Origin of the sequence: Burkholderia sp. Tr-862 (assembly GCF_011753085.1) — a bacterium.
GTDB classification, from domain to species: Bacteria; Pseudomonadota; Gammaproteobacteria; order Burkholderiales; family Burkholderiaceae; genus Burkholderia; species Burkholderia ambifaria.
The window spans coordinates 1-23756 of the sequence record NZ_VWWG01000070.1 but is presented as its reverse complement, the minus strand read 5'-3'; the positions used below and the strand labels follow the sequence as shown (position 1 = coordinate 23756).

23 protein-coding genes and 1 tRNA gene are annotated in these 23756 nt (G+C 62.1%); 9 read left to right on the top strand and 15 right to left on the bottom strand.

Annotated elements, in window-relative coordinates:
- Nucleotides 1–351: 351 nt before the first annotated feature.
- From F3J14_RS19380 to F3J14_RS19340, 9 genes are all read right to left on the bottom strand, one after another.
- A complete protein-coding gene (locus F3J14_RS19380; protein WP_006754473.1) occupies nt 352–780 on the bottom strand; it encodes a biopolymer transporter ExbD in 429 nt (142 codons plus the stop codon).
- Between the two features lie 13 nt (nt 781–793).
- Nucleotides 794–1525, bottom strand: coding sequence for a MotA/TolQ/ExbB proton channel family protein (locus tag F3J14_RS19375; protein WP_006754474.1), 732 nt, complete (start codon nt 1523–1525; stop codon nt 794–796).
- Nucleotides 1526–1561: 36 nt separating this feature from the next.
- Nucleotides 1562–2293 (bottom strand): energy transducer TonB, encoded by a 732-nt coding sequence (locus tag F3J14_RS19370; protein ID WP_166724387.1) that lies wholly within the window; start codon nt 2291–2293, stop codon nt 1562–1564.
- A gap of 217 nt (nt 2294–2510) precedes the next feature.
- The gene (locus F3J14_RS19365; RefSeq protein WP_011885486.1) at nt 2511–2747 is read right to left on the bottom strand and encodes a (2Fe-2S)-binding protein; all 237 of its coding nucleotides are present in this window, start codon (nt 2745–2747) and stop codon (nt 2511–2513) included.
- Nucleotides 2748–2897: 150 nt separating this feature from the next.
- Complete coding sequence (murI, locus tag F3J14_RS19360; protein WP_166724386.1) at nt 2898–3761, bottom strand: glutamate racemase; 864 nt, start codon at nt 3759–3761, stop codon at nt 2898–2900.
- 46 nt (nt 3762–3807) lie between these two features.
- Complete coding sequence (gene bfr / locus F3J14_RS19355; RefSeq protein WP_011657443.1) at nt 3808–4284, bottom strand: bacterioferritin; 477 nt, start codon at nt 4282–4284, stop codon at nt 3808–3810.
- A gap of 193 nt (nt 4285–4477) precedes the next feature.
- A complete protein-coding gene (locus F3J14_RS19350) occupies nt 4478–6001 on the bottom strand; it encodes a fumarate hydratase (protein ID WP_006762441.1) in 1524 nt (507 codons plus the stop codon).
- 34 nt (nt 6002–6035) lie between these two features.
- Nucleotides 6036–6641, bottom strand: coding sequence for a TIGR00645 family protein (locus tag F3J14_RS19345; protein WP_166724385.1), 606 nt, complete (start codon nt 6639–6641; stop codon nt 6036–6038).
- Nucleotides 6642–6754: 113 nt separating this feature from the next.
- Complete coding sequence (locus F3J14_RS19340; protein WP_166724384.1) at nt 6755–7663, bottom strand: DMT family transporter; 909 nt, start codon at nt 7661–7663, stop codon at nt 6755–6757.
- A gap of 326 nt (nt 7664–7989) precedes the next feature.
- On the opposite strand from F3J14_RS19340, the gene acs reads away from it, so the two are divergent.
- The 6 genes from acs (at nt 7990) to F3J14_RS19310 (ending at nt 15153) form a co-directional block, all read left to right on the top strand.
- Entirely contained in the window at nt 7990–9972 is a 1983-nt protein-coding gene (gene acs / locus F3J14_RS19335; RefSeq protein ID WP_011657439.1) for an acetate--CoA ligase, read from the top strand.
- 85 nt (nt 9973–10057) lie between these two features.
- Entirely contained in the window at nt 10058–10402 is a 345-nt protein-coding gene (locus F3J14_RS19330; RefSeq protein WP_165751725.1) for a DUF4212 domain-containing protein, read from the top strand.
- Between the two features lie 3 nt (nt 10403–10405).
- Complete coding sequence (locus tag F3J14_RS19325) at nt 10406–12421, top strand: sodium:solute symporter family protein (protein ID WP_166724383.1); 2016 nt, start codon at nt 10406–10408, stop codon at nt 12419–12421.
- 491 nt (nt 12422–12912) lie between these two features.
- Nucleotides 12913–13917, top strand: a complete 1005-nt coding sequence (locus F3J14_RS19320; RefSeq protein ID WP_166724382.1) for a restriction endonuclease — start codon at nt 12913–12915, stop codon at nt 13915–13917.
- Nucleotides 13918–13924: 7 nt separating this feature from the next.
- Nucleotides 13925–14689 (top strand): HAMP domain-containing sensor histidine kinase, encoded by a 765-nt coding sequence (locus F3J14_RS19315; RefSeq protein ID WP_166724381.1) that lies wholly within the window; start codon nt 13925–13927, stop codon nt 14687–14689.
- Complete coding sequence (locus F3J14_RS19310) at nt 14677–15153, top strand: response regulator (RefSeq protein WP_166724380.1); 477 nt, start codon at nt 14677–14679, stop codon at nt 15151–15153. Before F3J14_RS19315 ends, F3J14_RS19310 begins: the two co-directional genes overlap by 13 nt.
- Before the next feature lie 109 nt (nt 15154–15262).
- On the opposite strand, the gene trfA is transcribed toward F3J14_RS19310, so the two are convergent.
- A complete protein-coding gene (gene trfA / locus F3J14_RS19305) occupies nt 15263–16123 on the bottom strand; it encodes a plasmid replication initiator TrfA (protein ID WP_166724379.1) in 861 nt (286 codons plus the stop codon).
- A 336-nt stretch (nt 16124–16459) separates the two neighbouring features.
- Nucleotides 16460–17203 carry a MobV family relaxase gene (mobV, locus tag F3J14_RS19300; protein WP_166724396.1) on the bottom strand — a complete coding sequence of 248 codons (744 nt, stop codon included), beginning with the start codon at nt 17201–17203 and terminating at the stop codon, nt 16460–16462.
- Between the two features lie 517 nt (nt 17204–17720).
- Here mobV and F3J14_RS19295 point away from each other — a divergent pair.
- Nucleotides 17721–17975 carry a hypothetical protein gene (locus F3J14_RS19295; protein ID WP_166724378.1) on the top strand — a complete coding sequence of 85 codons (255 nt, stop codon included), beginning with the start codon at nt 17721–17723 and terminating at the stop codon, nt 17973–17975.
- Between the two features lie 165 nt (nt 17976–18140).
- Here F3J14_RS19295 and F3J14_RS19290 read toward each other — a convergent pair whose 3' ends face one another.
- Both F3J14_RS19290 and F3J14_RS19285 read right to left on the bottom strand, forming a co-directional pair.
- Complete coding sequence (locus F3J14_RS19290; protein ID WP_247682244.1) at nt 18141–20000, bottom strand: integrase; 1860 nt, start codon at nt 19998–20000, stop codon at nt 18141–18143.
- Between the two features lie 101 nt (nt 20001–20101).
- Nucleotides 20102–20192, bottom strand: a tRNA-Ser gene (locus F3J14_RS19285).
- Between the two features lie 221 nt (nt 20193–20413).
- Here F3J14_RS19285 and F3J14_RS19280 point away from each other — a divergent pair.
- The gene (locus tag F3J14_RS19280; RefSeq protein WP_166724376.1) at nt 20414–21034 is read left to right on the top strand and encodes an HAD family hydrolase; all 621 of its coding nucleotides are present in this window, start codon (nt 20414–20416) and stop codon (nt 21032–21034) included.
- 34 nt (nt 21035–21068) lie between these two features.
- Here the strand turns inward: F3J14_RS19280 and F3J14_RS19275 are convergent, their stop codons facing one another.
- Nucleotides 21069–22181 (bottom strand): fatty acid desaturase, encoded by a 1113-nt coding sequence (locus F3J14_RS19275; protein ID WP_166724375.1) that lies wholly within the window; start codon nt 22179–22181, stop codon nt 21069–21071.
- Nucleotides 22182–22407: 226 nt separating this feature from the next.
- Between F3J14_RS19275 and F3J14_RS19270 the strand changes: the two genes are divergently transcribed.
- Complete coding sequence (locus tag F3J14_RS19270) at nt 22408–23445, top strand: AraC family transcriptional regulator (RefSeq protein ID WP_166724374.1); 1038 nt, start codon at nt 22408–22410, stop codon at nt 23443–23445.
- A 69-nt stretch (nt 23446–23514) separates the two neighbouring features.
- On the opposite strand, the gene F3J14_RS19265 is transcribed toward F3J14_RS19270, so the two are convergent.
- The coding region (locus F3J14_RS19265; RefSeq protein ID WP_166724373.1) for a beta-propeller fold lactonase family protein at nt 23515–23756 on the bottom strand (242 nt) is incomplete at its 5' end.

The window sequence follows — 23756 nt, the reverse complement described above, 5'->3', positions numbered from 1 at the left end:
GTTTTGTCATTGAAGCGTCGCCTGCAATCGCAAGTTTCAATCGCCGGGGCCTTGAATGCGTCCGCGCGCGGGCCTATATTGAAATCCCATTTCGCGAAGGAAGTTCTGAGCGGAGTCAGGTGGCAGCATATATTGCGAGCCAGATAGGGCAGAACGCGCAGTCCGTGCAGACCACGGTAGCCGCATTGCGTTGCTCGAGGCGCAACCGATACCGCCGAAGAGCCCGCCGCCCGAAGGCGCCCGCGTGCGCATGAAAAAAGGCCTTCATCTGGCGATGAAGGCCTTTTACTTTGTGCGGCCGGCGAGGTGCGGCCGGCGACGGCGAACAGCGACGCGCGAAATGCGCGTGCGTTACTTCGCCTTCGCGGTCGGCTCTGTCACGAAGCCGAGCTTCGTCAGGCCGCCGGCCTGTGCATCGGACATCACTTCCGCCACACGCTCATAGGCAACCTTGCGATCGGCGCGCAGGTGCAACTCCGGTTGCGGCTGATGCTGTGCCGCTTCCGCGATGTGTGCCTGCAGTTGCTCGCGCGTGACCGTCTGGTCGTTCCACAGGATCGTGCCGTTGCCCTGGATCGCGACGTCGACCGTTTGCGGCTTTTCGTCGACGGGCTGGCTGCTCGCGTGCGGCAGGTCGATCTTCACCGCGTGCTGCATCGCCGGGATCGTCACGAGGAAGATGATCAGGAGTACGAGCATGACGTCGACGAGCGGCGTCATGTTGATCTCGCTCATCACGCCATCGTCGTCGTCATCGCTGAAGCCGGTGTTCATTGCCATGGTTCACCTCGTCTCAGCTGGCGCGCGTCGCAAGACGCAGGCCGTCGCGGGGCGACGACGACGCGAGGCGCGCGCCCGTCACGAAGTAGGCGTGCAGACCGTGTGCGAAGCGGCGCAGCTTGCTGACGACACCCTTGTTCGCGCGGGTCAGCGCGTTGTAGCCGAGCACGGCGGGAATCGCGACGAACAGGCCGAAGGCCGTCATGATCAGCGATTCGCCGACCGGGCCCGCGACCTGGTCGATCGACGTCTGGCCGGTTGCGCCGATCACGAGCAGCGCGTGGTAGATGCCCCAGACCGTGCCGAACAGGCCGACGAACGGCGCCGTGCTGCCGATCGACGCGAGAATCGCGAGGCCGGCCTGCATGCGCGAGATGCCTTCGTCCATCGTGTCCTTCAGGCAGCGCGTGACCCAGTCGGACACGTCCATGCGGTCGTGCAGGTGCGGCTGCGTCTGATGGTGGTGATCGGCGGCTTCCTTGCCCGACAGCGCGAGCGCGAGGAACGGGTTGTCGTTCGGCGTCGATGCGGTGAGACCGAGCTTCTTGATGCCGTCGTCGAAGTCGTCCGAATGCCAGAACGCCTGTTCCGCGTTCTTCGTGAGGCGGTTCAGGCGAATCACGTTCCAGCCCTTGACGATGATCACGATCCACGACAGGACCGACATCACGAGCAGCGTGATCGCAATGGCGCGCGTGACGAAATCACCTTGCGCCCAGACGTGCGCGATACCGTAGCTTTGCATTTTCTTGTTTCCTTTGAATCTACCGAATATGACGGGTTAGTCGTCGAGCGTGAAGTTGAATGGCAGCGTATGGGCGGCGCGGATCGCCTGGCCGTTCTCGATATACGGCGGACAGGTGCTGGCGCGCGTTGCCTCGAGCGCGGCTTCGTCGAGACGCGGGTAGCCGCTGCTCTTCTGCAGCTGGACGCTTTCGATCTTGCCCGTCACGCCGATGATGAAGTGAACATAGGCCGTGCCCGTTTCGCCGCGACGGCGCGACATCGACGGATAGGTGGGCTTCACGAAATTGCAGTTGAGCGCCGATACGTTCTTCGGTGCGCTGACCTGCATCGTCTCGCGAGCCGGGCCGGGTGCTGCAGCCGGCGCAGCAGGGGCCTGCGCGGCGGGAGCCGGTGTCGGATCGACCGCTGCCGGTGCGGGCGTCGGCGACGGTGCTTGCGCGACCGGCTGAGGCGTCGGGATCGCTTTCTGCACCGGCTTCGGCTCGACCTTCGGCTTCACGCGCGGCGTGGGCTTGGGCGGCGCAGGCTGCTGCGCGGCCGACTGGACCGCGACCGGCTGGGCAACGGGCGCAGGCGGAATGAGCTGCGCGGTGATCGACTGAACCTCGATCTCCTTCGGAGGCGGCGGCGCGTTGCGATGGAGCCACGCGGCCGCCAGCATGATCGCGTGTGCGGCAAGCACACCGACCGCGACGGTGATGACCCGGGGATTCATACGGGGTGCAACCGGCAAGACGCCGGCAGGAGCGGATTGCGAAGCCTGCATGTTAGCTTGAAAGAACGACGTCGCACCCGGGGCGCGGCGGGTGAATCGGCACTACTTGCGGAAGATCAGCAGCGAGATGCAAACGGTGGTCACAAATCCGATCAGCAATTCCATGACGGGCTCCTTGGCAGGTAAGCCGCTGGCTCGCGCGGAAGATGGCTTGCTGACGGTCGGACATAAAATGCGGCAGCGGCCGCATGCGCACGCTCGGCGCCGCTCAGGCGGCCTTGCGGTCGTAGAACGTGACCGGGATCGGGTGAGCGTGGTGCTCGACGCCGCACCGGCTCGCGCAGACGCCTTGCTCGGCCATGAGGTCGCGTACGGACTCCTCGCACTTGCCGCAGCACGTGGCCACGCCGAGCTCGAACTGGAGTTCATCGAAGGAACTCACGCCCTCGGCGAGGGACGCGCGAATCTTGCGATCCGAAACAGACTTGCACACGCAGACGATCATGATGAGTTGCGATAGCTAACGGTAATGCGAATTATTATCATTAAATTTGCGGGTGTTGACAAGCCTGGGCTCGGCTTTTTTTAAGGTCATCGGACCCCCGAAATGGCGGGGGCGACAGGAGAGGGGGTGCCGGCGGTGTGCCGGCGCACGTCAGGCGGTCGCGCAGGCGCGCGCGTTCGGCGAGGAAATAGTGACGGATTCGACGGGCGCGTCGAGGCCGAGCAGCGTCGAGGCGAGTGCGCGCAGTTGCAGACCGTCGCTCGTCGAGCAAAAGCGCGGCGGCGCGGCACGCGTGCCGGCCGGCGCGCGCAGGCCGCGTTCGTCGAGCACCCGCGCGAGCTGGCGGGCGATGGCATCGCTCGTGTCGACGATCGTCAGGCGGTCGCCAACAAGGTCACGAATCGTTTCTGTGAAGAACGGATAGTGCGTGCAGCCGAGCACCAGCGTATCGGCACCGTCGTCGAGCATCGGCTGCAGATAACGCTCGAGCAACGTGCGCAATGCGGGCGAGTTCGTGTCGCCGCGCTCGATCGCTTCGACGAGCCCGTGGCCTGGCTGGCAGATGAAGCGGCGGCCGGCGCCGTAGCGGTCGAGCAGCGCCTGGAAGCGCGGACTGTTCAGCGTCGATTGCGTCGCGAGGACGCCCGCGACGCCGGTCGTGGACAGCGCGGCGGCCGGTTTGATGCCCGGTTCGACACCGACGAGCGGTATCGACAGGCGTTCGCGGATGGCCGCGATCGCTCGCGCCGTTGCCGTATTGCACGCGATCACGAGCGCTTTCGCCCCTTCGCGGGCGAGCCACTCGCCGATGGCCAGCGTGCGTTCCGTAATGAACGCCTCGTCGCGCGGCCCGTACGGCGCGTGGTGCGAATCGGCGACGTAGACGAACGACTCGCCGGGCAGGTGCGCGCGCACGGCGCGCAGTACCGACAGGCCGCCGAGCCCCGAATCGAAGATCCCGACGGGGGCGGCGGGGCGGACCCCGGAAGCGGCTGGCTGGTGCGTCATCGTCATGCGGACGGCGAGGTGGCGAGCGTGGCGGTGGTGGCCGTGATGGCGCTTACTCGGGCGAACCCATCATCGTCTGCTGGTAGTTCTGCAGGCCGACCTTGCCGATCAGGTCGATCTGCGTTTCCAGCCAGTCGATGTGCTCTTCGGTGTCGTCGAGAATCTTTTCGAAGATCTCGCGCGACACGTAGTCACGCACCGATTCGCAGTAGGCGATCGCTTCCTTGCAGGTGTTCTGCGAGATCTGCTCGAGCTTCAGGTCGCACTTCAGGATCTCTTCGGTTTCCTCGCCGACGAGCAGCTTGTGCAGGTCCTGCAGGTTCGGCAGGCCGTCGAGCATGAACACGCGCTCGATCAACCAGTCGGCGTGCTTCATTTCGCCGATCGATTCGTCGTATTCGTGCTTGCCGAGCTTGTCGAGGCCCCAGTGCTTGTACATGCGCGCATGCAGGAAGTACTGGTTGATCGCCGTGAGTTCGTTCTTCAGTTGGGCGTTCAGGTATTCGATGACTTTCTTGTCGCCTTGCATGGCTATTCCTTGTTCAGTGGGGCTTCAGAAACCGAACGATAATCGCTCGAACGAGAAAAGCCAAGCCTCGAAGCCTTGTCGGGCCTGCCTTTTGCGTGTAATGAGAATCAGCCTTGTGTAACGGTCCGCGCGCGAGAATGAGAACGGGAAGTAAAAAGGCCGGACTCCCGTCCGGCCTTTCGTTCGATCGCGCTTAAGCGGTTGCGACCGGGATCTTGCCGATCTTCGCCTGCCACTCCTTCGGACCAGTCTGGTGCACCGACGTGCCCGACGAATCGACGGCCACCGTCACCGGCATGTCCTGCACGTCGAACTCGTAGATCGCTTCCATGCCGAGGTCTTCGAACGCGAGCACCTTCGCGCCGCGGATCGCCTTCGACACGAGGTACGCCGCACCGCCGACCGCCATCAGGTAGGCCGCCTTGTGCTTCTTGATCGCGTCGATCGCGACCGGGCCGCGTTCGGCCTTGCCGACCATCGAGATCAGACCCGTCTGAGCGAGCATCGTCTCGGTGAACTTGTCCATCCGCGTGGCCGTCGTCGGGCCTGCCGGGCCGACCACTTCGTCACGCACCGGATCGACCGGACCCACGTAGTAGATCACGCGGTTCGTGAAGTCGACCGGCAGCTTCTCGCCCTTCGCGAGCATGTCGGCGATGCGCTTGTGCGCGGCGTCGCGGCCCGTGAGCATCTTGCCCGACAGCAGCAGCGTCTGGCCCGGCGCCCAGCTCGCAACTTCTTCCGGCGTCAGCGTGTTCAGGTCGACGCGCTTGCTGGTTTCGGTATTCGGTTCCCACTGGACCTTCGGCCAGGCGTCGAGCGACGGCGCTTCAAGCTTGGCCGGGCCCGAGCCGTCGAGCACGAAGTGCGCGTGGCGCGTGGCCGCGCAGTTCGGGATCAGCGCGACCGGCTTCGACGCCGCATGCGTCGGAGCGGCCATGATCTTCACGTCGAGCACGGTCGCGAGGCCGCCGAGGCCTTGCGCGCCGATGCCGAGCGCGTTGACTTTCTCGTGCAGCTCGACGCGCAGTTCCTCGACCCAGTCCTTCGGACCGCGCGCGATGATTTCCTGAATGTCGATCGGCTCCATCAGCGATTCCTTCGCCATCAGCATCGCCTTTTCAGCGGTGCCGCCGATGCCGATCCCGAGCATGCCCGGCGGGCACCAGCCGGCGCCCATCGTCGGGACCGTCTTCAGCACCCAGTCGACGATCGAATCCGACGGGTTCAGCATCACGAACTTCGACTTGTTCTCCGAGCCGCCGCCCTTCGCCGCGACCTGCACGTCGACCTTGTCGCCCGGCACGATCTCGTAGTGGATCACGGCCGGCGTGTTGTCCTTCGTGTTCTTGCGGGCGCCTTCCGGCGGGTTGACGATCGATGCGCGCAGCACGTTGTCCGGGTGCGTGTAACCGCGGCGCACGCCTTCGTTGATCATATCGGTGAGGCCCATCGTCGCGCCGTCCCAGCGCACGTCCATGCCGACCTTCACGAAGATCGTGACGATGCCGGTGTCCTGGCAGATCGGGCGCTTGCCTTCCGCGCACATGCGGCTGTTCGTGAGGATCTGCGCGATCGCGTCCTTCGCGGCCGGGCTCTCTTCCAGCTCGTACGCGCGGCCGAGGGCCTGGATGTAGTCGAGCGGGTGGTAGTAGCTGATGTACTGCAGCGAATCCGCGATGCTCTGGATCAGGTCTTCCTGTTTGATGACGGTCATGGCTGAGACTCTGTGGGGACTGTGGGGAATGCGTTTATGCGTTGACGGCTGCTTCGGCCGGCTTGCGGGACTCGTTCGCTGCTGGCGCGTGAATCTCGTGGAAATGGGCCGGGTGCGTGTGGGTCGTCAGGCGGTCGACCCACGCCATCACGAGCGCCGATACGAGGAACGACACGTGAATGATCACCTGCCACATGATCGCGTGCGTCGTGTGCTGGTCCGGGTTGATGAAGGTCTTCAGCAGGTGGATCGACGAAATGCTGATCAGCGCCATCGACAGCTTGACCTTCAGCACGCCCGCGTTCACGTGGTCGAGCCATTCGGGCTCGTCGGGATGGCCCTCGATGCCGAGGCGCGACACGAACGTTTCGTAGCCGCCGACGATCACCATGATCAGCAGGTTCGAGATCATCACGACGTCGATCAGGCCGAGCACCGCGAGCATCACGCTGATCTCGTCGAGGCTGGTCGCGTGCGACAGCAGGTGCCAGACTTCCTTCAGGAACAGGAACACATAGACGGCCTGCGCGACGATCAGGCCCAGATAAAGCGGAACCTGGAGCCAGCGGCTCATGAAGATCAGCGCGGGAAGCGGGCGTAGGGAACGACGGGTAGAGCCGGGCGAGTGCGGGGCAGGCATGATGGAGGTACGGGCGCTGTGCGCAGGTATCGGGGGTAATCTTGAAAAGGCGCGCTATTGTAACGCGTTGGCCGGCGCGACTGCAGCGACGCGCCGGAAGAGCCGGGGACGGATCAGGCGGCGGTGGCCGGCGCGCGTTTCACGCGCAGGCTCGCCAGCACGATGCCCGTGACGACGCACGCGAGCGCGATGCCGTGTGCGAGCGTCGGGCGTTCGCCGAGGAACGCGATGCCGTACGCGGCGGCCGCGACCGGCAGCACCGCGCTGAACACGCCGGCGAGGCTGCCAGGCACGTGCCGGATGCCCTTCATCCACAGCCAGAACGAGAAGATGCTGGCCGACAGCCCGTACCAGACGACGAGCGCCCACGTACCGGCCGGTACGCTCGCGTAATCGAACTGCCACAGCGCCGTCGCGCCGAGCGGCAGCATCAGGAACAGGCCGAAGAGGTGCGTGTACGCGCAGATGTCGATCGGCGCGAGCGTCTGCGTGAGCCGGCGCGACAGGATCACGTAGATCGATTCGCAGCAGACGGCGCCGAGGATCAGCAGGTTGCCGGTGAGCGAGCCGGACGGGGCGCCGTCGGCGCCGTGCGCGGACGTGCCGCCGTTCGCGAGATTGATCGTCACGACGCCGGCGATCGCGAGCGCGATCGACACGAGCGCACGGCCGTTCGGTTTTTCACGCAGGATCAGCCACGCGAAGAGCGCGACGATGGCGGGGATCGTGCTGGTGATCACGCCGGCTGCGACCGCGCTCGTGCGCTGCACGCCGTTGAGCATCAGCAGCGTGAACATGAAGGTGCCGAAGAACGCCTGCAGGAACAGGTTCAGCCATTCCGCGCGCCGGACCGCCCGCATCTTCACCGGGCTGAACAGCGGCCAGAGTACGGCGATCGCGATCACGAAGCGCAGCGTGGCGAGGATGGCGACCGGGACGAAGACGACGATGGATTTACCGATACCGACGTTGCTGCCGACAAACAGCATCGACAGAATGAGGAAGAGGGCGTAGCGATTCAAGCTGGAGTCCAGGGGGCGAGTTCAGTTACGATTGTAGAGTCGCAGTTGTAACAGCGTAAAGCTGACGGTCAAGCGCCGACCGTAGAGCGGCGGTGTGCGAAACGGCGAGGCCGCGTAAGTGACGGGTAAGTTCGAGCGCTTATCGTGGAAATCGCCGGGCCGTACGACCACCGTCGCGTGACGTGGTGCGGTGCAGCATCGTGCGTGGCCTTCGGGACGCGCGCAGGTGGTGGGAGACAGCGGCGCATGTATGCGCCGGCCAAGACGCGCGGTGCGCACGAATCGCGCCGCCATGCAGAGGATTCATGTTCACCAAGGGGTAGTCGATGTCTGCGATTGAATCGGTTCTTCACGAAACCCGTCAGTTTGCGCCGCCCGAGGCGCTCGCGAAGGCGGCAACCATTTCCGGCATGCCGGCCTACCAGGCGCTGGCCGCCGAAGCCGAGCGCGATTACGAGGGCTTCTGGGCGCGTCTCGCCCGTGAAGGCCTCAGCTGGCACAAGCCGTTCACGAAGGTGCTCGACGAGAGCGACGCACCGTTCTACAAGTGGTTCGACGACGGCGAACTCAACGCGTCGTACAACTGCCTCGACCGTCACGTCGAAGCCGGCAACGGCGAGCGCGTCGCGGTGATCTTCGAGGCCGACGACGGCACCGTCACGCGCGTCACCTACGCCGATCTCCTCGCACGCGTGTCGCGCTTCGCGAATGCGCTGAAGAAACGCGGGATCGCGAAGGGCGATCGCGTCGTCATCTACATGCCGATGTCGATCGAAGGCATCGTCGCGATGCAGGCCTGCGCGCGCATCGGCGCGACCCACTCGGTCGTGTTCGGCGGCTTCTCCGCGAAATCGCTGAACGAGCGGCTCGTCGACGTCGGCGCGGTCGCGCTGATCACTGCCGACGAGCAGGCGCGCGGCGGCAAGACGCTGCCGCTCAAGAGCATCGCCGATGAAGCGATCGCGATGGGCGGCTGCGAAGCGGTGAAGAGCGTGATCGTCTATCGCCGCACCGGCGGCAAGGTCGACTGGCACGCCGGGCGCGACCTGTGGATGCACGAACTCGCGGACGCCGAGTCCGACACGTGCGCGCCGGAATGGGTCGGCGCCGAGCATCCGCTGTTCATCCTGTATACGTCGGGCTCGACCGGCAAGCCGAAGGGCGTGCAGCACAGCACCGGCGGCTACCTGCTGTGGGCCGCGCAGACGATGAAGTGGACCTTCGACTGGAAGCCCACCGACGTGTTCTGGTGCACGGCCGACATCGGCTGGGTCACGGGCCATACGTACATCACCTACGGCCCGCTCGCGTGCGGCGGCACGCAGGTCGTGTTCGAGGGCGTGCCGACCTATCCGGACGCCGGGCGCTTCTGGAAGATGATCGGCGATCACAAGGTCACCGTGTTCTACACCGCGCCGACCGCGATCCGTTCGCTGATCAAGGCCGCCGAAGCCGACGACAAGGTCCACCCGAAGAGCTACGACCTGTCGAGCCTGCGCATCATCGGCACCGTCGGCGAGCCGATCAATCCGGAAGCGTGGATGTGGTACCACAAGCATGTGGGCCAGGAGCGCTGCCCGATCGTCGACACGTGGTGGCAAACCGAAACCGGCGGCCACATGATCACGCCGCTGCCGGGCGCGACGCCGACGGTGCCGGGTTCGTGCACGCTGCCGCTGCCGGGCATCATGGCCGCGGTGGTCGACGAGACCGGCCAGGACGTACCGAACGGGCAAGGCGGGATCCTCGTCGTCAAGCGGCCGTGGCCGGCGATGATCCGCACGATCTGGGGCGACCCGGAGCGGTTCAAGAAGAGCTACTACCCGGAGGAACTCGGCGGCCGGCTGTACCTGGCCGGCGACGGCACGGTGCGCGACAAGGACACCGGCTACTTCACGATCATGGGCCGCATCGACGACGTGCTGAACGTGTCGGGCCACCGGCTCGGCACGATGGAGATCGAGTCGGCGCTGGTCTCGCATGAGCTGGTTGCGGAAGCGGCGGTGGTCGGCCGTCCGGACGACACGACGGGCGAGGCCGTGGTCGCGTTCGTGGTGCTGAAGCGATCGCGTCCGGAAGGCGAGGAAGCGGCGGCGCTCGCGAAGACGCTGCGCGACTGGGTCGGCAAGCAGATCGGGCCGATCGCGAAGCCGAAGGACATCCGCTTCGGCGACAACCTGCCGAAGACGCGCTCGGGCAAGATCATGCGGCGCCTGCTGCGCTCGCTCGCGAAGGGCGAGGCGATCACGCAGGACACGTCCACGCTCGAGAACCCGGCGATCCTCGACCAGCTCGCCGAAGTGCGCTGATCGCACCTGTTGCGCACGTCGTGCGCACGAGCCCCCGCGCGGCAATCCCGATTGTCCGCGCAGGGGCTTTTTGCTAAATAACGGCATGACCGTTCCGTCCCGTCCGGCGCGTGCCGCGCCGCCGCCCGTTCCCGAGCCGCTCGCGCGCGCCCATGCTCGCTATTGGCGCTTCAACGTCGCGCTGATCCTGGTGCTGATGGCGATCGGTTTCTCGGTGTCGTTCGTCGTGCCGTTCTTCGCGCCCGCGCTCGCGGGCATCCGCTTCGCCGGTTTCAGCCTGCCGTTCTATGTCGGCGCGCAGGGCGCGATTCTCGTGTATCTGGTGCTGATCGTCGTCTACATCGGCCTGATGCAGCGCGCGGACCGCGCGCTGCGGCGTGCGTACGACGAGCATGCCGCGCACGCGGGCAATCCGCACCATGCCCGCTGATCCATGCTGACGCATCGACTGATTCGCGCGTACGCGCTCTACACGCTCGGCTTTCTGGGCTTCGTGCTGCTGCTGTGGCGGATCGAGCGCGCGGCCGGCTCCGGCGTCTGGATCGGCTACGTGTTCCTGTTCGTGCCGATCGCCGTGTATGCGGTGATCGGGCTGCTGTCGCGCACGTCCGATCTCGTCGAATACTACGTGGCCGGGCGGCGCGTGCCGTCGGCGTTCAACGGGATGGCGACCGCGGCCGACTGGCTGTCGGCGGCGTCGTTCATCGGTCTCGCCGGCTCGCTTTACGCAACCGGCTACGATGCGCTCGCCTACGTGATGGGGTGGACGGGCGGGTTCTGCCTCGTCGCGTTCCTGCTCGCGCCGTACGTGCGCAAGCTCGCGCGCTACACGATTCCCGATTTTCTCGGCACCCGTTTTTCGAGTACGGCCGTGCGCGCGCTTGCGGCCGGTGCGGCGATCCTGTGCTCGTTCGTTTATCTGGTCGCGCAGATCCAGGGGATCGGGCTGATCGCGACGCGCTTCATTGGCGTCGACTTCGCGATCGGCATCTTCTGCGGGCTCGCGGGCATTCTCGTGTGCTCGTTTCTCGGCGGCATGCGCGCGGTCACGTGGACGCAGGTCGCGCAGTACATCATCCTGATCAGCGCGATCCTGATCCCCGTGTCGCTGATCGCGATGAAGAACGGGCTCGGGCCGGTGCCGCAGTTCAATTACGGCAAGCTGATGGAGCGCGTGGCGGCGCGCGAGGCGCAGGTGCGCGACGCGGCCGAGGAGCAGCAGGTGCGCGATGCGTATCGGCGGCAGGCCGCGCTCGTCCAGGCGCAGCTCGATCGCTTGCCCGGATCGTATGCGGACGCTCGCCGGCAACTCGTCGACCAGCTTGCGGACCTGCGGCGCCACAACGGGCCGCTGCGCGAGATCAACCAGCGCGAGCGCGAGCTGGCCGACTTCCCGCGCGACCCGACGGGCGCGCGCGTGACCTGGACCCAGGCGCGCGACGACCTGCTGGCACGCGCCGAGCCGCCCGTGCCGATGCACGAGCCGTTTCCTGCCGCGAGCGATGACGAGCGCAAGCCGCGCGAGCGGAATTTCCTGGCGCTGCTGCTGTGCCTGTCGCTCGGCACCGCGAGCCTGCCGCACATCCTCACGCGCTACAACACGACGACGTCGGTGGCGTCCGCGCGGCGCTCGGTCGGCTGGACGCTGTTCTTCATCGCGCTGTTCTACCTGAGCGTGCCGGTGCTCGCGGTGATGATCAAGTACGAGATTCTCACCAGCCTCGTCGGGCGGCCGATCGCCGAGTTGCCCGCGTGGGTCACGCAGTGGCATCACTTCGAACCGGACCTGATCAGCGTCGTCGAGGTGATTCGCGACGGCATCGTCCACTGGTCGGAAATCCAGATGCAACCGGACATGGTCGTGCTGGCCGCGCCGGAGATCGCGGGGCTGCCGTATGTCGTGTCGGGGTTGATCGCGGCCGGTGCGCTGGCCGCGGCGCTGTCGACCGCGGATGGATTGCTGCTGACGATCGCGAATGCATTGTCGCACGACGTCTATTACTGCATGGTCGCGCCCGACGCATCGAGCCAGCGGCGCGTGACCGTCTCGAAGGTGCTGCTGCTCGGCGTCGCGCTGTTCGCGTCGTATGTCGCGTCGCTCAATACGGGGAAGATTCTGTTTCTCGTCGGTGCGGCGTTTTCGCTCGCGGCGTCCAGTTTCTTTCCGGTGCTCGTGCTGGGGGTGTTCTGGAAACGTACGACGACGCGCGGTGCGATCGCCGGGATGGTGACGGGGCTTGCGGTGTGCGTGTACTACATCGTGTCGACGTACCCCTATTTCACCCAGTTGACGGGATTTGCGGGGCGGACGTGGTTCGGGATCGAGCCGATCAGTTCAGGCGTGTTCGGGGTGCCGGCGGGGTTTGTGGTGGCGATCGCGGTCAGTCTGGTCGATCGGCAGCCGGATGAATATACAAGGGCGTTGGTGGATTATATTCGGCATCCGTGAGGGGAATCGCTCGGGGAGGCCAAGGGCGGGCGGTTTGGGGCGGGGAGGAGGACCACAAACGAAAATGCCCGCTTGCGCGGGCATTTGAATTCTGGCGGAGAGAGGGGGAGTCTGGCCAGAGAAAATAAAACCCATTAAAAACAATATCTTACGATTCGGCCGGGAAGGCCATTTGTACCTAGGCTGAGACGATATTGTGTACCGCCGAAGCAATGTCAGCAAGCATCGCCGACCCACTCTTGCCCAGTACGCTGTTGAATCTTGCTATCAAGCATCCGGGCCCATGTCTAGCCAATCTCAGGCATGACAATTTTCGCGTCGATGTTGGCATGTTCCTTCGGCAGGTACAGTAGCTTGCTACCGGCTACCGCAACCTACCAATCGATGTCTGTCTGACACGCCGAGCATCACTGCCCGGTCGTCCCGAAATTGTTACAATCTGTGAACTACCGGGGGCCTCCTTGCATCAGACTAGCAAACACCAAAATCGCGTGGTGCTATTCAAGGAAGGTCTACTTTGGTATTTGTCGTTGCGCGTCACACGCTTAGCAAGACTAGCTTTCACACTCAACCACCGTGCGAATATGACAGCGAGAGAATTGGCAGCAATAGGCGATACAGAATTCGAGAACCTCACGTTTGACTTGATGGTTGCCCATGGCATGGTAAACGTTACTTGGCGAACTCCGGGCGCTGATGGCGGGCGAGATATCGAAGGCAATATTATTCACAATGATTTTTCGCTGACCCAGACCACGCAAAAATGGTACGTCGAATGCAAGCGTTATGCAGGCTCCGTTGATTGGCCCACGATATACAAGAAATTGGCATTTGCTGAATCAAATTCAGCAGACGTATTATTATTGTGTACCACCGCAAAATTCACTCCCACCGCAATAACTGAAGCTGCAAAATGGAATAATCTAAGAAAGGGAGCTGCAATTAGACTGTGGCCGGGGCATCAAATCGAGATTATTCTTAGCAAATATCAAGACATCGCGTGGAAATACGGGCTTGAAAATACGCCAACCCCAATAACTGGCTCCACCTTTGACTTAACTCTTGCGCTCAGCAAGTGCGTGAGTAGCCACCATTCTGAGCTTTCTGTAAACGATGTAGAAATTTCTCCCATGCTGAAAGCTGCACAAGCGCTTTCTGCACTATTGCAGATGAAAATGGAGAGCATTCAAAGCACTGGGAGATTTCAAGCTATATTCTACGAGCCGAGTCAATATCATTATCCTGAAATCACCATATCTGATTCAATAAAGAGCGTCGACGGCCCATCAATGACCGCTTTTCTTGGTTATCTAACTGCTTTGCGGGTGGACTTAAAGTCGGTAGACGCTTCTCCGCAGTGTACGTGTTTGATTGTATGTGGCAATGAAATTACCCAGATTTTCACGCGTTACAAAAAAAGCTTCGATGCAATTGCTTTATGGGGTGATTTTGAATACACTATCGTAGATAAAACCATTAAGATAATGCAGAGGTAGTCGCGCCATGGACGATAAATCGACTGAATCGACACCCTCCGCAGAGGGAAAAGATGTCGGCTTGCTTTTTCTCGCAAATTTTGTACACCAAGTTGTCAACCCAATTAGTGGTGTAATTGGAAACCTGGATAATGTTGTCGACAATACATATCAAGGGGAAAAGGCAAAACAGGTCATCAATGCAAGCCGCGCTCAATTGGTGCAATGCGTATCTCTAATACGCAATTTGGCATATCTATCGGATTTTTTCTTCGAAACATCGGAAAAAGATGAATTGCGCGCTGCCCGAGAGTCGGCGACTTCCATTTTGCCCCAAATAATAATTGAGGCAATTCAATTTTTTCAAAGTTCGGCCGGAAGGAAGAATATCAAACTGGAGTTAAATAACCCTAGTGAACAATACAGAATATCTGCGCGCCCCGAGCTTTTGCGGCAAATATTTATTAATCTTTTTGATAATTGGATAAAATACGGACTCCCGAATCAAACCGTTGAAATCAATGTGTCCGCCAATTCAAAAAAAGATTTGTGCATCGAATTGGTCGGGAAAAGCATAGGCTTTAGCAACAACGACGCCGAGAATATATTCAAAATGGGCTTTCGAAGTCGGGAGGCGCATAATAAGGTGGCGCAAGGCTCTGGTATAGGTCTTTTTATTTGCCGAAAGATCACCGAAGAAATATTGGAGGGGGGAATTACTGCCAGCCACGCCACGAAAACCCAACGTACAACGTTCCGAATTGCTATACCAAAGAAATTATGGCAACTGTAAAGCTTCCCAAGACCTATTTGGCCGACACTTTTCTTATAGTTGATGATGAGCCCGAGCATATCGATTGGTTGTACAATTTCATTCTTGCAAAATCAATAAAAATCGATATTGCGCACAATGTCGAAGAGGCTATAAATTTGGCAGGTGAATCTCAATATCGGGCATATATTATTGACTTAAATATACCCATGGGAAATTGGGCTTCGAATCTTTTGGGGGTGAATGATGTCTACGAAAAGTATAAGGGATTTTATGTATTAAAATACATTCGAAGTCAGGGAAATTTGGGTAAAAATGTTAGTGCGTACTCATCACACTACAACCAGCAAATCATAGCCGAGACGAAACAGTTGTATTGCGGATACTCATCAAAAGATAAAGTTCAGGAATTTAAGAGGGAAATTCTAAATATCATTTCCACGCCAATCGGGCCGCACGAAATTCTGAAGTCGACAATGGGATAAGGCAGAGAACGACTCGAAGGTGGGTATTGCACGTCCTCGCCAATAAGCTCCGCCAACAGATGGGCCGAAAGGAAATTGACGACCATTGACTTAACGAAGCATTAACCGATTAGATGTCGTCCTCATCTTGCGATGGTGCTGGCGTTGGCGATGCTGGATTCTTCGGGGCAGCGGAATTGATTGGCCGCTTGGGCTTGTCGACGATAACAGTACCCTTACTCGAAAGCGCGCATTCCCACCCTGTCTGCTTTTGTAGGTCAGTAAGGGCAACGCTTAAGGCATTTAGCCATTTGTCGTCGCGCATATGATCGCGCCGCATCAATGGCCTTAGCGTTGTCTCGGGCAGGGGTATCGGTTGCCGGTGTGTTTCGTAAAACGCGTGGAGCGACTGCGCAAGCTGGTTGTCCCGCAGTGCGTTCCGTTGGGACCGGTTGACAAGCGATTTGCCCGCTCGCATAAGCAGTGCGACGTGTCCGCTAAGCGTGACCGTGTACCGCATGCGGTTCCTGTCCAGGCACCTTGTGAAGTCGAGAACCAGGGTAGTCTGCTGGCAAACGCCATCGTCGTCCTTGAGGTCGTCGGCGTGAAACTCAAAGACGGCGGTTCGCATACGCTCAAGGCTCTGGACGAGCGCGGTACGTTGCGCGCCACCGGTTTTCCACCCCAACTGACGCAGGAACGCTTTTTCCAGGAATTGCACGGACGTAGTGGGTTGGTCCAGCAAGCTCGCGTCATAGACAAGTCGGATACATCCGGCGATTACGTCCAGGTCGTTGCCGTCGAGCTGCGCACCGGACAGTTGATAGACCGGGACGCCGCCGTAACGAGCTATCTCCGTCCTCTGCGTGTATGTAGGCCGTTCGCGGCCACGGTATCGCATCGAGGAAAATACTGCGGTTCGAACGAAGGCAACGGGAAGCGGATAATTGGTTCCGTGCCCATAGGGCAGACTCAAAGCAGGCCACGTCATCTATTACGGCTCGAATGTTATAGGGGGTCCAGAGTATAGCTAAATCGTGGCGTATGGGGACACGAAATCGTGATGGATGAGGACGCAGCTTGTGATGTTTCGGGACGGTAAATTCCACAAAGTGGCTGCAAAGGAAGGCGTTTTCCCCGCAATAATAATTCTTAAACAGATGGGATTTAATGAGCCATATCTGGGCAAGGCGCTACGAACCCGCCCACGGGGCGGGTGGGCAGCCAGGGCGGGCAGGTACGGAGGCGATTCTCGCTCGAGGAGCCGACTGCCCTTGTCGGGTGTGGCGTTTGGGGACCGCTGCGAAAGTAGGCACGGTGCCGGTCGTCAGGACCTCTCCCGCCCGGCCGGCATCCCTGGTTGCTGCCTTTGACGCATAAGGCCCAAATCGATAGCGGCCTGTGTTGCGTGCTCGATGAGCGCATTGGCAATTCGCTTCGTTACGCCCGTCATCCCAGACAGCCTCTTGCTGGTCGCCTCCAGTTTGGCCTCCATAGTGGTTTGCTGACCGTACCACCGGCGAATGTCCTGATGCTTGGCCTTGCTCTTCTCTATGCCACGTTCAAGACCGTGTGCTTGGCCAACCTGTCGTGCGAAGTCCGTCTGCATTTCCGACAGGGCTTTCGAACCGCCCAGGTACGCTCGGCAATTGAGCCGGCCGCGACCGTCGATGGGCACCACATAGGCATACATGTGCGGAGTGCTTTCATCGCGATGCACGCCCGCATAGAACACGTTCTCAACGCCGTGTTTCGCCCGAATCCAGTCCAGCGCATCGGCGAAATACGCATCCTGTTGTACGCGGTTTTTCGAGTGCATCGCATCTGGACTCCCGGTGACCAGGTATTCGACTGCGAGAACCGCATTGGAGCGCAGTTTGCCGACGGTCGCGAGACGGGAGTTGAACGCTTCCAGCGCGGCGGCCGCGGACGATGCGCCAAAGTGACTGTTCTCGGCCGTCCTGGCTGCGTCGGCGTTCGGCGTGTCGGCGTCGCGGTGAGCGTGCGCAAGTGATCGCCGAACGCTCACCACGGTCTTGAGTTTGGTCACTCGGAGAATTGCATAAGCCATCGGCTGAGGAAACGAGTTGAACACCATCGTGTATAGCCGATTTTGGCGGATGTTCTGCGATGTGGACTCACTACACAATTTCGATGAAATTGTCGTTCGCCGCCGCTATCGCGGCGGTTGGGGTCGGACAAGCAGGCGTCACTTCGTCGGCATGGTCATGGCAATAAGGAAATTGCCCAGCAAGGCAACGGCAAGCAGAGGCAAACTGACAGCTTGAACTGACTGAAACAGCAGGCTCCCGAGACCGATTTCGAGTATGGCCATCAGAACTGATGCTGTCAGACTCAGGCCCGTGCGTCGGATAGTTTGATATGTGCGTGGGGACATTGGTGCGAGCTCCGTAAAGTGACTGATGTGTCATGTAGGTATAGCTCGCTGGTAGTTCATGGCTGACGTGCGGGCATGTTGACCCGGCCTCGTTTTCACGTACAGCAACTCATGCAGCGTGGGAGCTGGGGCTTCGTGACGATTCGTCACATTGGCACTTTCATGCACCGTGACGCGGCCTATACTGTGCATGCGAGACAAATACGACCACGTCACCCTCGACCTGTTTCCGAACCCTGAAACAGCCACCCAACTGCCATGTGCCGCGCAAACTAGGTCAAAGGCTGACCGAGTGAAGAAAGAAGGTGCACTCAGTGACGCTGAACGCGCCAAACGCTACCGCACCCGGAAAAAGGCCCGCTTGGCCGAACTGCGAGACGAGACCGTTCCCGTCAGTTCATCTGTGATTGACCTGTCCGCGCTCCCGGCCTGGAAGCGCAAGTAACCGCATCCTTCGGGATGCCAGCGTTACTCGTTACTCCTTTGCTCGCCGCACGGCATCCGCCGGGTGACGTTTTCAACATCACCCGGCGGAGCCGGGAGCATATTCATCTGGCGGGGCGTCAAGGGCCGGGGCATCGCCCCTGCCGCGCTCACACCGTCCGCCACGCTAGCGTGGCGGATCGGTGAGCGCGGCCCCTTGACTCCGGAGGCGCACACTGGGGTCAGCAGGCGCTTGAACCGGCACAGGCAGCTCTACACCATAATCGAGCTTTGCTAGGCGTTCAGCCATGTCCGGCAGCGTCATTAGTACCGTTTCGTCCTCGTACCCGTCTGCCACCCGGTTATCCGACGATTCCGCATGTCCGCTGATGCAGCGCAGATTGACACCGCGCTTGCGGCCATACGTCAGCAACGTGTGCCGGAACGCATGAGAACCACGAACCGCGTTGCCCAGCTCGTTCGCGATGCCGTGCAGACCGATAGAGCGTAGGTAGTTCGCCACCGACTTGCCCGGCGCAGCGCCCGCATTGCCTGCTGTAGGTGCCCATTGCGGAAAGAGCCGTCGCGTTCCACTCGCCCTCAACTGTTCCAGGTAGCCCGGGAGGCCGACGCGGATTAGTTCAGGATGCATGGGAATAGTGCGCGGCCGCCCTGTCTTTATCGACTTGACCACATCGGGGTCAGGCATCGGCCCCGGGTCAGCGGTTAGGCGCAGCCACCAGATGCCGTTCGTGCAACCGAAGTCACTCTGGGGATTGATTTGGCAGATTTCGCGAACGCGCGCGCCGGTATACAGCTCGACGGCGAGCAGCCAGAACTTATGCGTCTTGGCCGGGTTCTTAAGGAACTTCTCCATTCGCCCGTTGAAGAAAATCGCGCGAATCTCGTCTGGGCGTAGGGCGCGCTGCTTGCGTTCCGTCTTTGTTCGTGAACCCAGATATGGAACATCGGTCGTAAGCGTGGTCGGGAAACCAATGTCCTGCCAGTCCGCCACGGCGCGCTGGATGAACGTGCGCAGGGATGCCAGGTACGAGCCATCGTAGGTCGCCTTGGACAGGCACTTGTCCCATGACTCGTTCGCTATCGCCTGGATGCTCAGATGCCTTTGCCGCCGAATATCAGGCCATCGTGGAGGCAGTCGTTGGACGGTGAGCAGAAACTCCTTGACGTGAGTCTGGCGCAGCGCGGTTATGGGCATGTCGCCCACAACCTCGACGAAGGCAGGGAGAATAAAGCCATGCTTTTCGTTCATCGGGCCCTGCAATGCCGGCAGGTTCGCGAGGAACTCCTTAACAGCGGCCGACAACATCATCGTCCCGGTTACGCGAGTGAATGCTCCGTTCCCAGAAGGCGGAATATTCTTGAGTGGCACGGCAGGGAGTTCGACTGGCGGATCGTCCCCGTTGTAGCGGGCCTCGACTATTCCAATGCCCTTTAGCTGCGCGCGCACGAACGCGAGCATGAGCTTTCCCTCGTGCAACGAACCGACCAGGTCGTCAGCGAGCCTGTAGCCGTTAAGGTGAAGCGTTTGGTGTGTGATGTGCCGGAAGGCACTACAGTCGCCCGACGATAAGGCGTGCCGCAAAAGCCCCGTGGCCCCTTGGTTCGCTTCCCGCACTTCGGCCATGTCCATGCCCGGCTCCTGACCGGAGGCGACAGTCTCGCGCCGCTGCGTGTCAGCTACCTCAGTGGTCGCAAGGACGGTGGAGTAGAACCGCTGGGCAAGCTCCGGCGTGACGTCGTGGATGACTTCCAGTTCGTCCCAGACTAGGAATCGATTTCCTCGAAGGTTCGCCAACCCTTGGCGTGCAGCCTCAATCCGCAGGGTAGTCTCGTACGCAAGCCGGTCGCGCTCGCGACATGCTGCCTTGTAGTCGCCGCCCAGTTGCTTCTTGAACTCGCGCTTTCCGATAGAGCGCCGCACGTCTTCAGGGACGCCACGGCGGAAGAGATACCCCGTTCCAGAAGGGGTTTTGAACATGAATTGAGGCATGCGGTCACCTTCGGCCGCGCCCCCGTTCTTCATCTCGGTTTGTACCTGCTTTTGTACCCGGTTTTGTACCATACAAAAAATAAACCCCTTGTAGAGCCAGCAAATTCTGGCAAATCAAGGGGTTTCAGGCAACCTGGCGGAGAGAGGGGGATTCGAACCCCCGATAGGCGATTAACCTATACACGCTTTCCAGGCGTGCGACTTAAACCACTCATCCATCTCTCCGGAAGACCGAGAGTATAGCAAACTCCCGCGGCCTCCCGCCACCCCCTTCGACGAGCGGCTGTAAGCTGCCGGAAATCCGGTTTCCGTTGCCGGCGCGTCCGTGCCGTCGATGCAGCGCGCGAACTGACGCACTCGTGTATCGAGCCGCATCTCCGGTCACGCCAGCACCCGGCCCCAAGTCTGCTATCTTCCCCGGCATCTCATCGCTTCCCCGCCTCTCCATGACTGACCGCATCGTCGCCGCGTTCGATTTCGACGGCACCATCACGACCACCGACAGCTTCCGCCATTTCGTCCGCTACGCGGTCGGCACGCCGCGCTTCGCGTGGGCCGGGCTGCGTGCGCTGCCGTGGATCGTCGCGATGAAAGCCGGGCTGCTGTCGCGCGGCGATGCGAAGGCGAAGTTCGCGTGGTTTGCATTCGGCCCGATTGGCGACGACGCGCTCGATGCGCTCGCGCGCCGGTTCGTCGACGGCTATCTGCCGAACCTCGTGCGTGCGGACATGCTGGAACGGGTGCGCGAGCATCGCGCGCGCGGGCACGAAGTCGTGCTGGTCAGCGCGTCGCCGTCGCTGTATCTGGAGAAGTGGGCGAAGACGGCGGGCATCGACACGGTGCTCGCGACGCGCCTCGCGTTCGAGCGCGGCAGGTTCACCGGGCGGCTGAACGGCGAGAACTGCTGGGGCCCGCAGAAGGTCGTGCGCTTGCGCGGCTGGTGGGGAAATCGGGCGCCGGCGAAACTGTTCGCCTACGGCGACAGCCGCGGCGACAAGGAAATGGCCGAACTCGCGAACTGGGCATGGATCCGCGGGCGCGGACCGATGCCGCCGATCGGCGACTGATGAACTGACGGGCCCGGCGCGCCCCGCGTCGCCGTTACGCGTCGGCCCGCTGCACGCTGCGCATCCCGCGATCCGGACGATACGCGCCCCAGCGATTCGCCCGCCTGAACGTGCCGACGTCGTTGAACCGCACGCCGACTTCTCGCAGCGCCGCATGCGCGGTGCGCGCGGTCAACTGCCGGATGTAGAACGGATCGCGCACCACGAAGTGATGGATCGCGTGCGTGCTGCCGAAGTTGAAGCAGAACAGCTGGAACGGCAGCATCCACCACGGGTTGAGCACCTGAGTCTGCTGGATCACGTTGCGCGAATCGATGTCGCCGAAGTAATGCATGTTCGAGCTGACGAAGTTGATGCAGAAGCTGCGCACGAAGTTCGGCCCGAGCCACACGACCGCAAGGAAATCGACGACGTGCATCACGCGCTCGACGACGGCCGGCACGGTTGTCGCATGGCCGAACGCATGCAGCGCGAACAGCCCGACGTGATAGACGATGAACGCGTGCCACAGCGCGTAGTACGCGTGACCGATCGGCATGTAGGACGACACCTGCTCGACGCGCAATTGCACACGTTCGGACGCATCCTGCACCGGCTGCGCGGCGACGTACTGCTTGACCTTGCGGCGCATCGCATCCGGCCGCAACACGACGGCGAGCATCCCGTCCGCGATCATCAGCAGCCGCTTCACGCCCCAGCGTTCACCGTTGGTGATGCCGAATTCCTCGAGATCCGATTCGCCGCCCGATACCTTGTGGTGATGCAGGTGCATGCGCCGGCGCGTCCACGGGTTGATCGTGCCCGGCCGCGTGAGCCAACAGAGCGCCATCATCAGGTGATAGGCCCACGGCGTCTTCTTGAAGTACATCAGGTGGATCAGGTCGTGCTCGAGTTCGTGGATCAGCGACGTGACGAACGCGGCGAGCGGCAACGCGACGAACCACGCGATTGCGCCGCGCGCATACAGCCACGCGATCGCGAGCATCGCGCCGACCGACACGGCCATCACGGTCGCGCCGACGAGGTTCTGGTTGTCGAGCAGCGGAAAGCGCGCGCGCATCGCGTCGCTTGCGGCGTTCACCTCGCGGCGGACATACGCGACCTTGTCGGCGTCGTGTCGAAAGACGGTTCGTGCGGGTTGGCTCATCGACCGGAATCCGTGCGGAAAGAGTAGGGCGCAATGCCGATGTGACAAGCATAGGCGCACCCCGTCGCGCACACGAGGGCCGCCGGTGCCAATGATGGTGTCATTTCGGGCCACAGTCGCCGGCGCGACGGCGCCCGATGCGGCCCCGCGCGGCTAGAGTGCCGCCGTGGTGTCATTGCGGGCCAGCGACGCTACAATCCGCCGAAACCGCACCGGAGTCCGCCGCATGGCCCTGTCCGCCCCGGATGCCGCGCGCCAGTTGAACAAGGCGACGGTATCGTCCGCGTATGCGCTGTTCATGCTGATGCTCGCCGAGGAGCGCGGCATCGAGGGCGAGCGCATTCTCGCCGGCTCGGGCGTCGAGCGCGACCGGCTCGCACAGCCCGACGCGCGCATCACGCCGCTGCAGCAGGCGGCGATCGTGTTCAACCTGCTCGATGCGACGAACGATCCGTCGATCGCGATCGAGATCGGCCTGCGCAGCAGCCTGACGAAATCCGGGCTGATCGGCTTCGGGCTGATGAGTTGCGCGACGCTCGGAGAAGCGATCGCGCTCGGCATCCGCTACCTGCCGACGCGCGTGCCGTTCTTTTCGGTGCGGCTCACGCAGCTCGACGGGATCGTCGACATCGACGTGCTCGAGGCATTTCCGCTCGGCCGGCTGCGCCAGTTCGCGGTGGAAAACTTCCTGGTCGAGACTGCGATCCTGTTCAACTCGTTGCTCGATCCGGCGCCGGGGCGCACGCTGCAGTCGCGTGCGGAGCTGCATTTCGAATGGCCCGAGCCACCGTGGTTCGAGCGCTATCGCGCCCGCCTGCCGCGCTGTCATTTCGACGCGAGCGCGAACCGCATCCGCTGCGACGCCGCGCTGCTCGACGAGCCGATCGGCACCGCGAACGCGCAGACCGCGCAGATGATCGTCCAGCAATGCGAGGCCGAGCTCGCGCGGCTCGGCTATGCAGAAAGCATCGTCGAGCGCGTGCGCAACCTGCTGATCTGCGGTGACGCGGGCTATCCGTCGGTGGACGACGTCGCGCGCGAACTACACGTATCGGCGCGGACGTTGAAACGCAAGCTCGCGGAATTCGGCGCGACGTATTCGGCGCTGCTCGACGAAATCCGGCTGCGCGATGCGCTCCGGTTGCTGGAGGGCACGCGCCTGCCGGTCGACGAGATCGCGGCGCGGGTCGGCTATACCGATCGCGCGAATTTCACGCGCGCGTTCAAGCGCTGGACCGGCGTCGCGCCGAGCGAGCGGCGCTGACGGCGCGCCGGGCGGCGCGAGCCTGTGCCGGCCGTGCGCACGGCGTTGATCCATCGGTCATTCTGCCCGTCAGACGATCGCAACCCAGTTCGCGCCGCGCCCACCCAGTACGCGCGCGTGCAACGCCAGCGTGCCGTCGTCCGGCGCGATCGCGTAGACCGACACGTATTCCGACTGTTCGCCGCACGCGACGAGCCAGCGTCCCGACGGATCGATCGCGAAGCCGCGTGGCTGCGTTTCGGTGATCGTCGCGTGCGCGGGTTCGAAGTTGCCGTCCGCGGCGTGGCGATAGCAGAGCAACTGGCTCGACA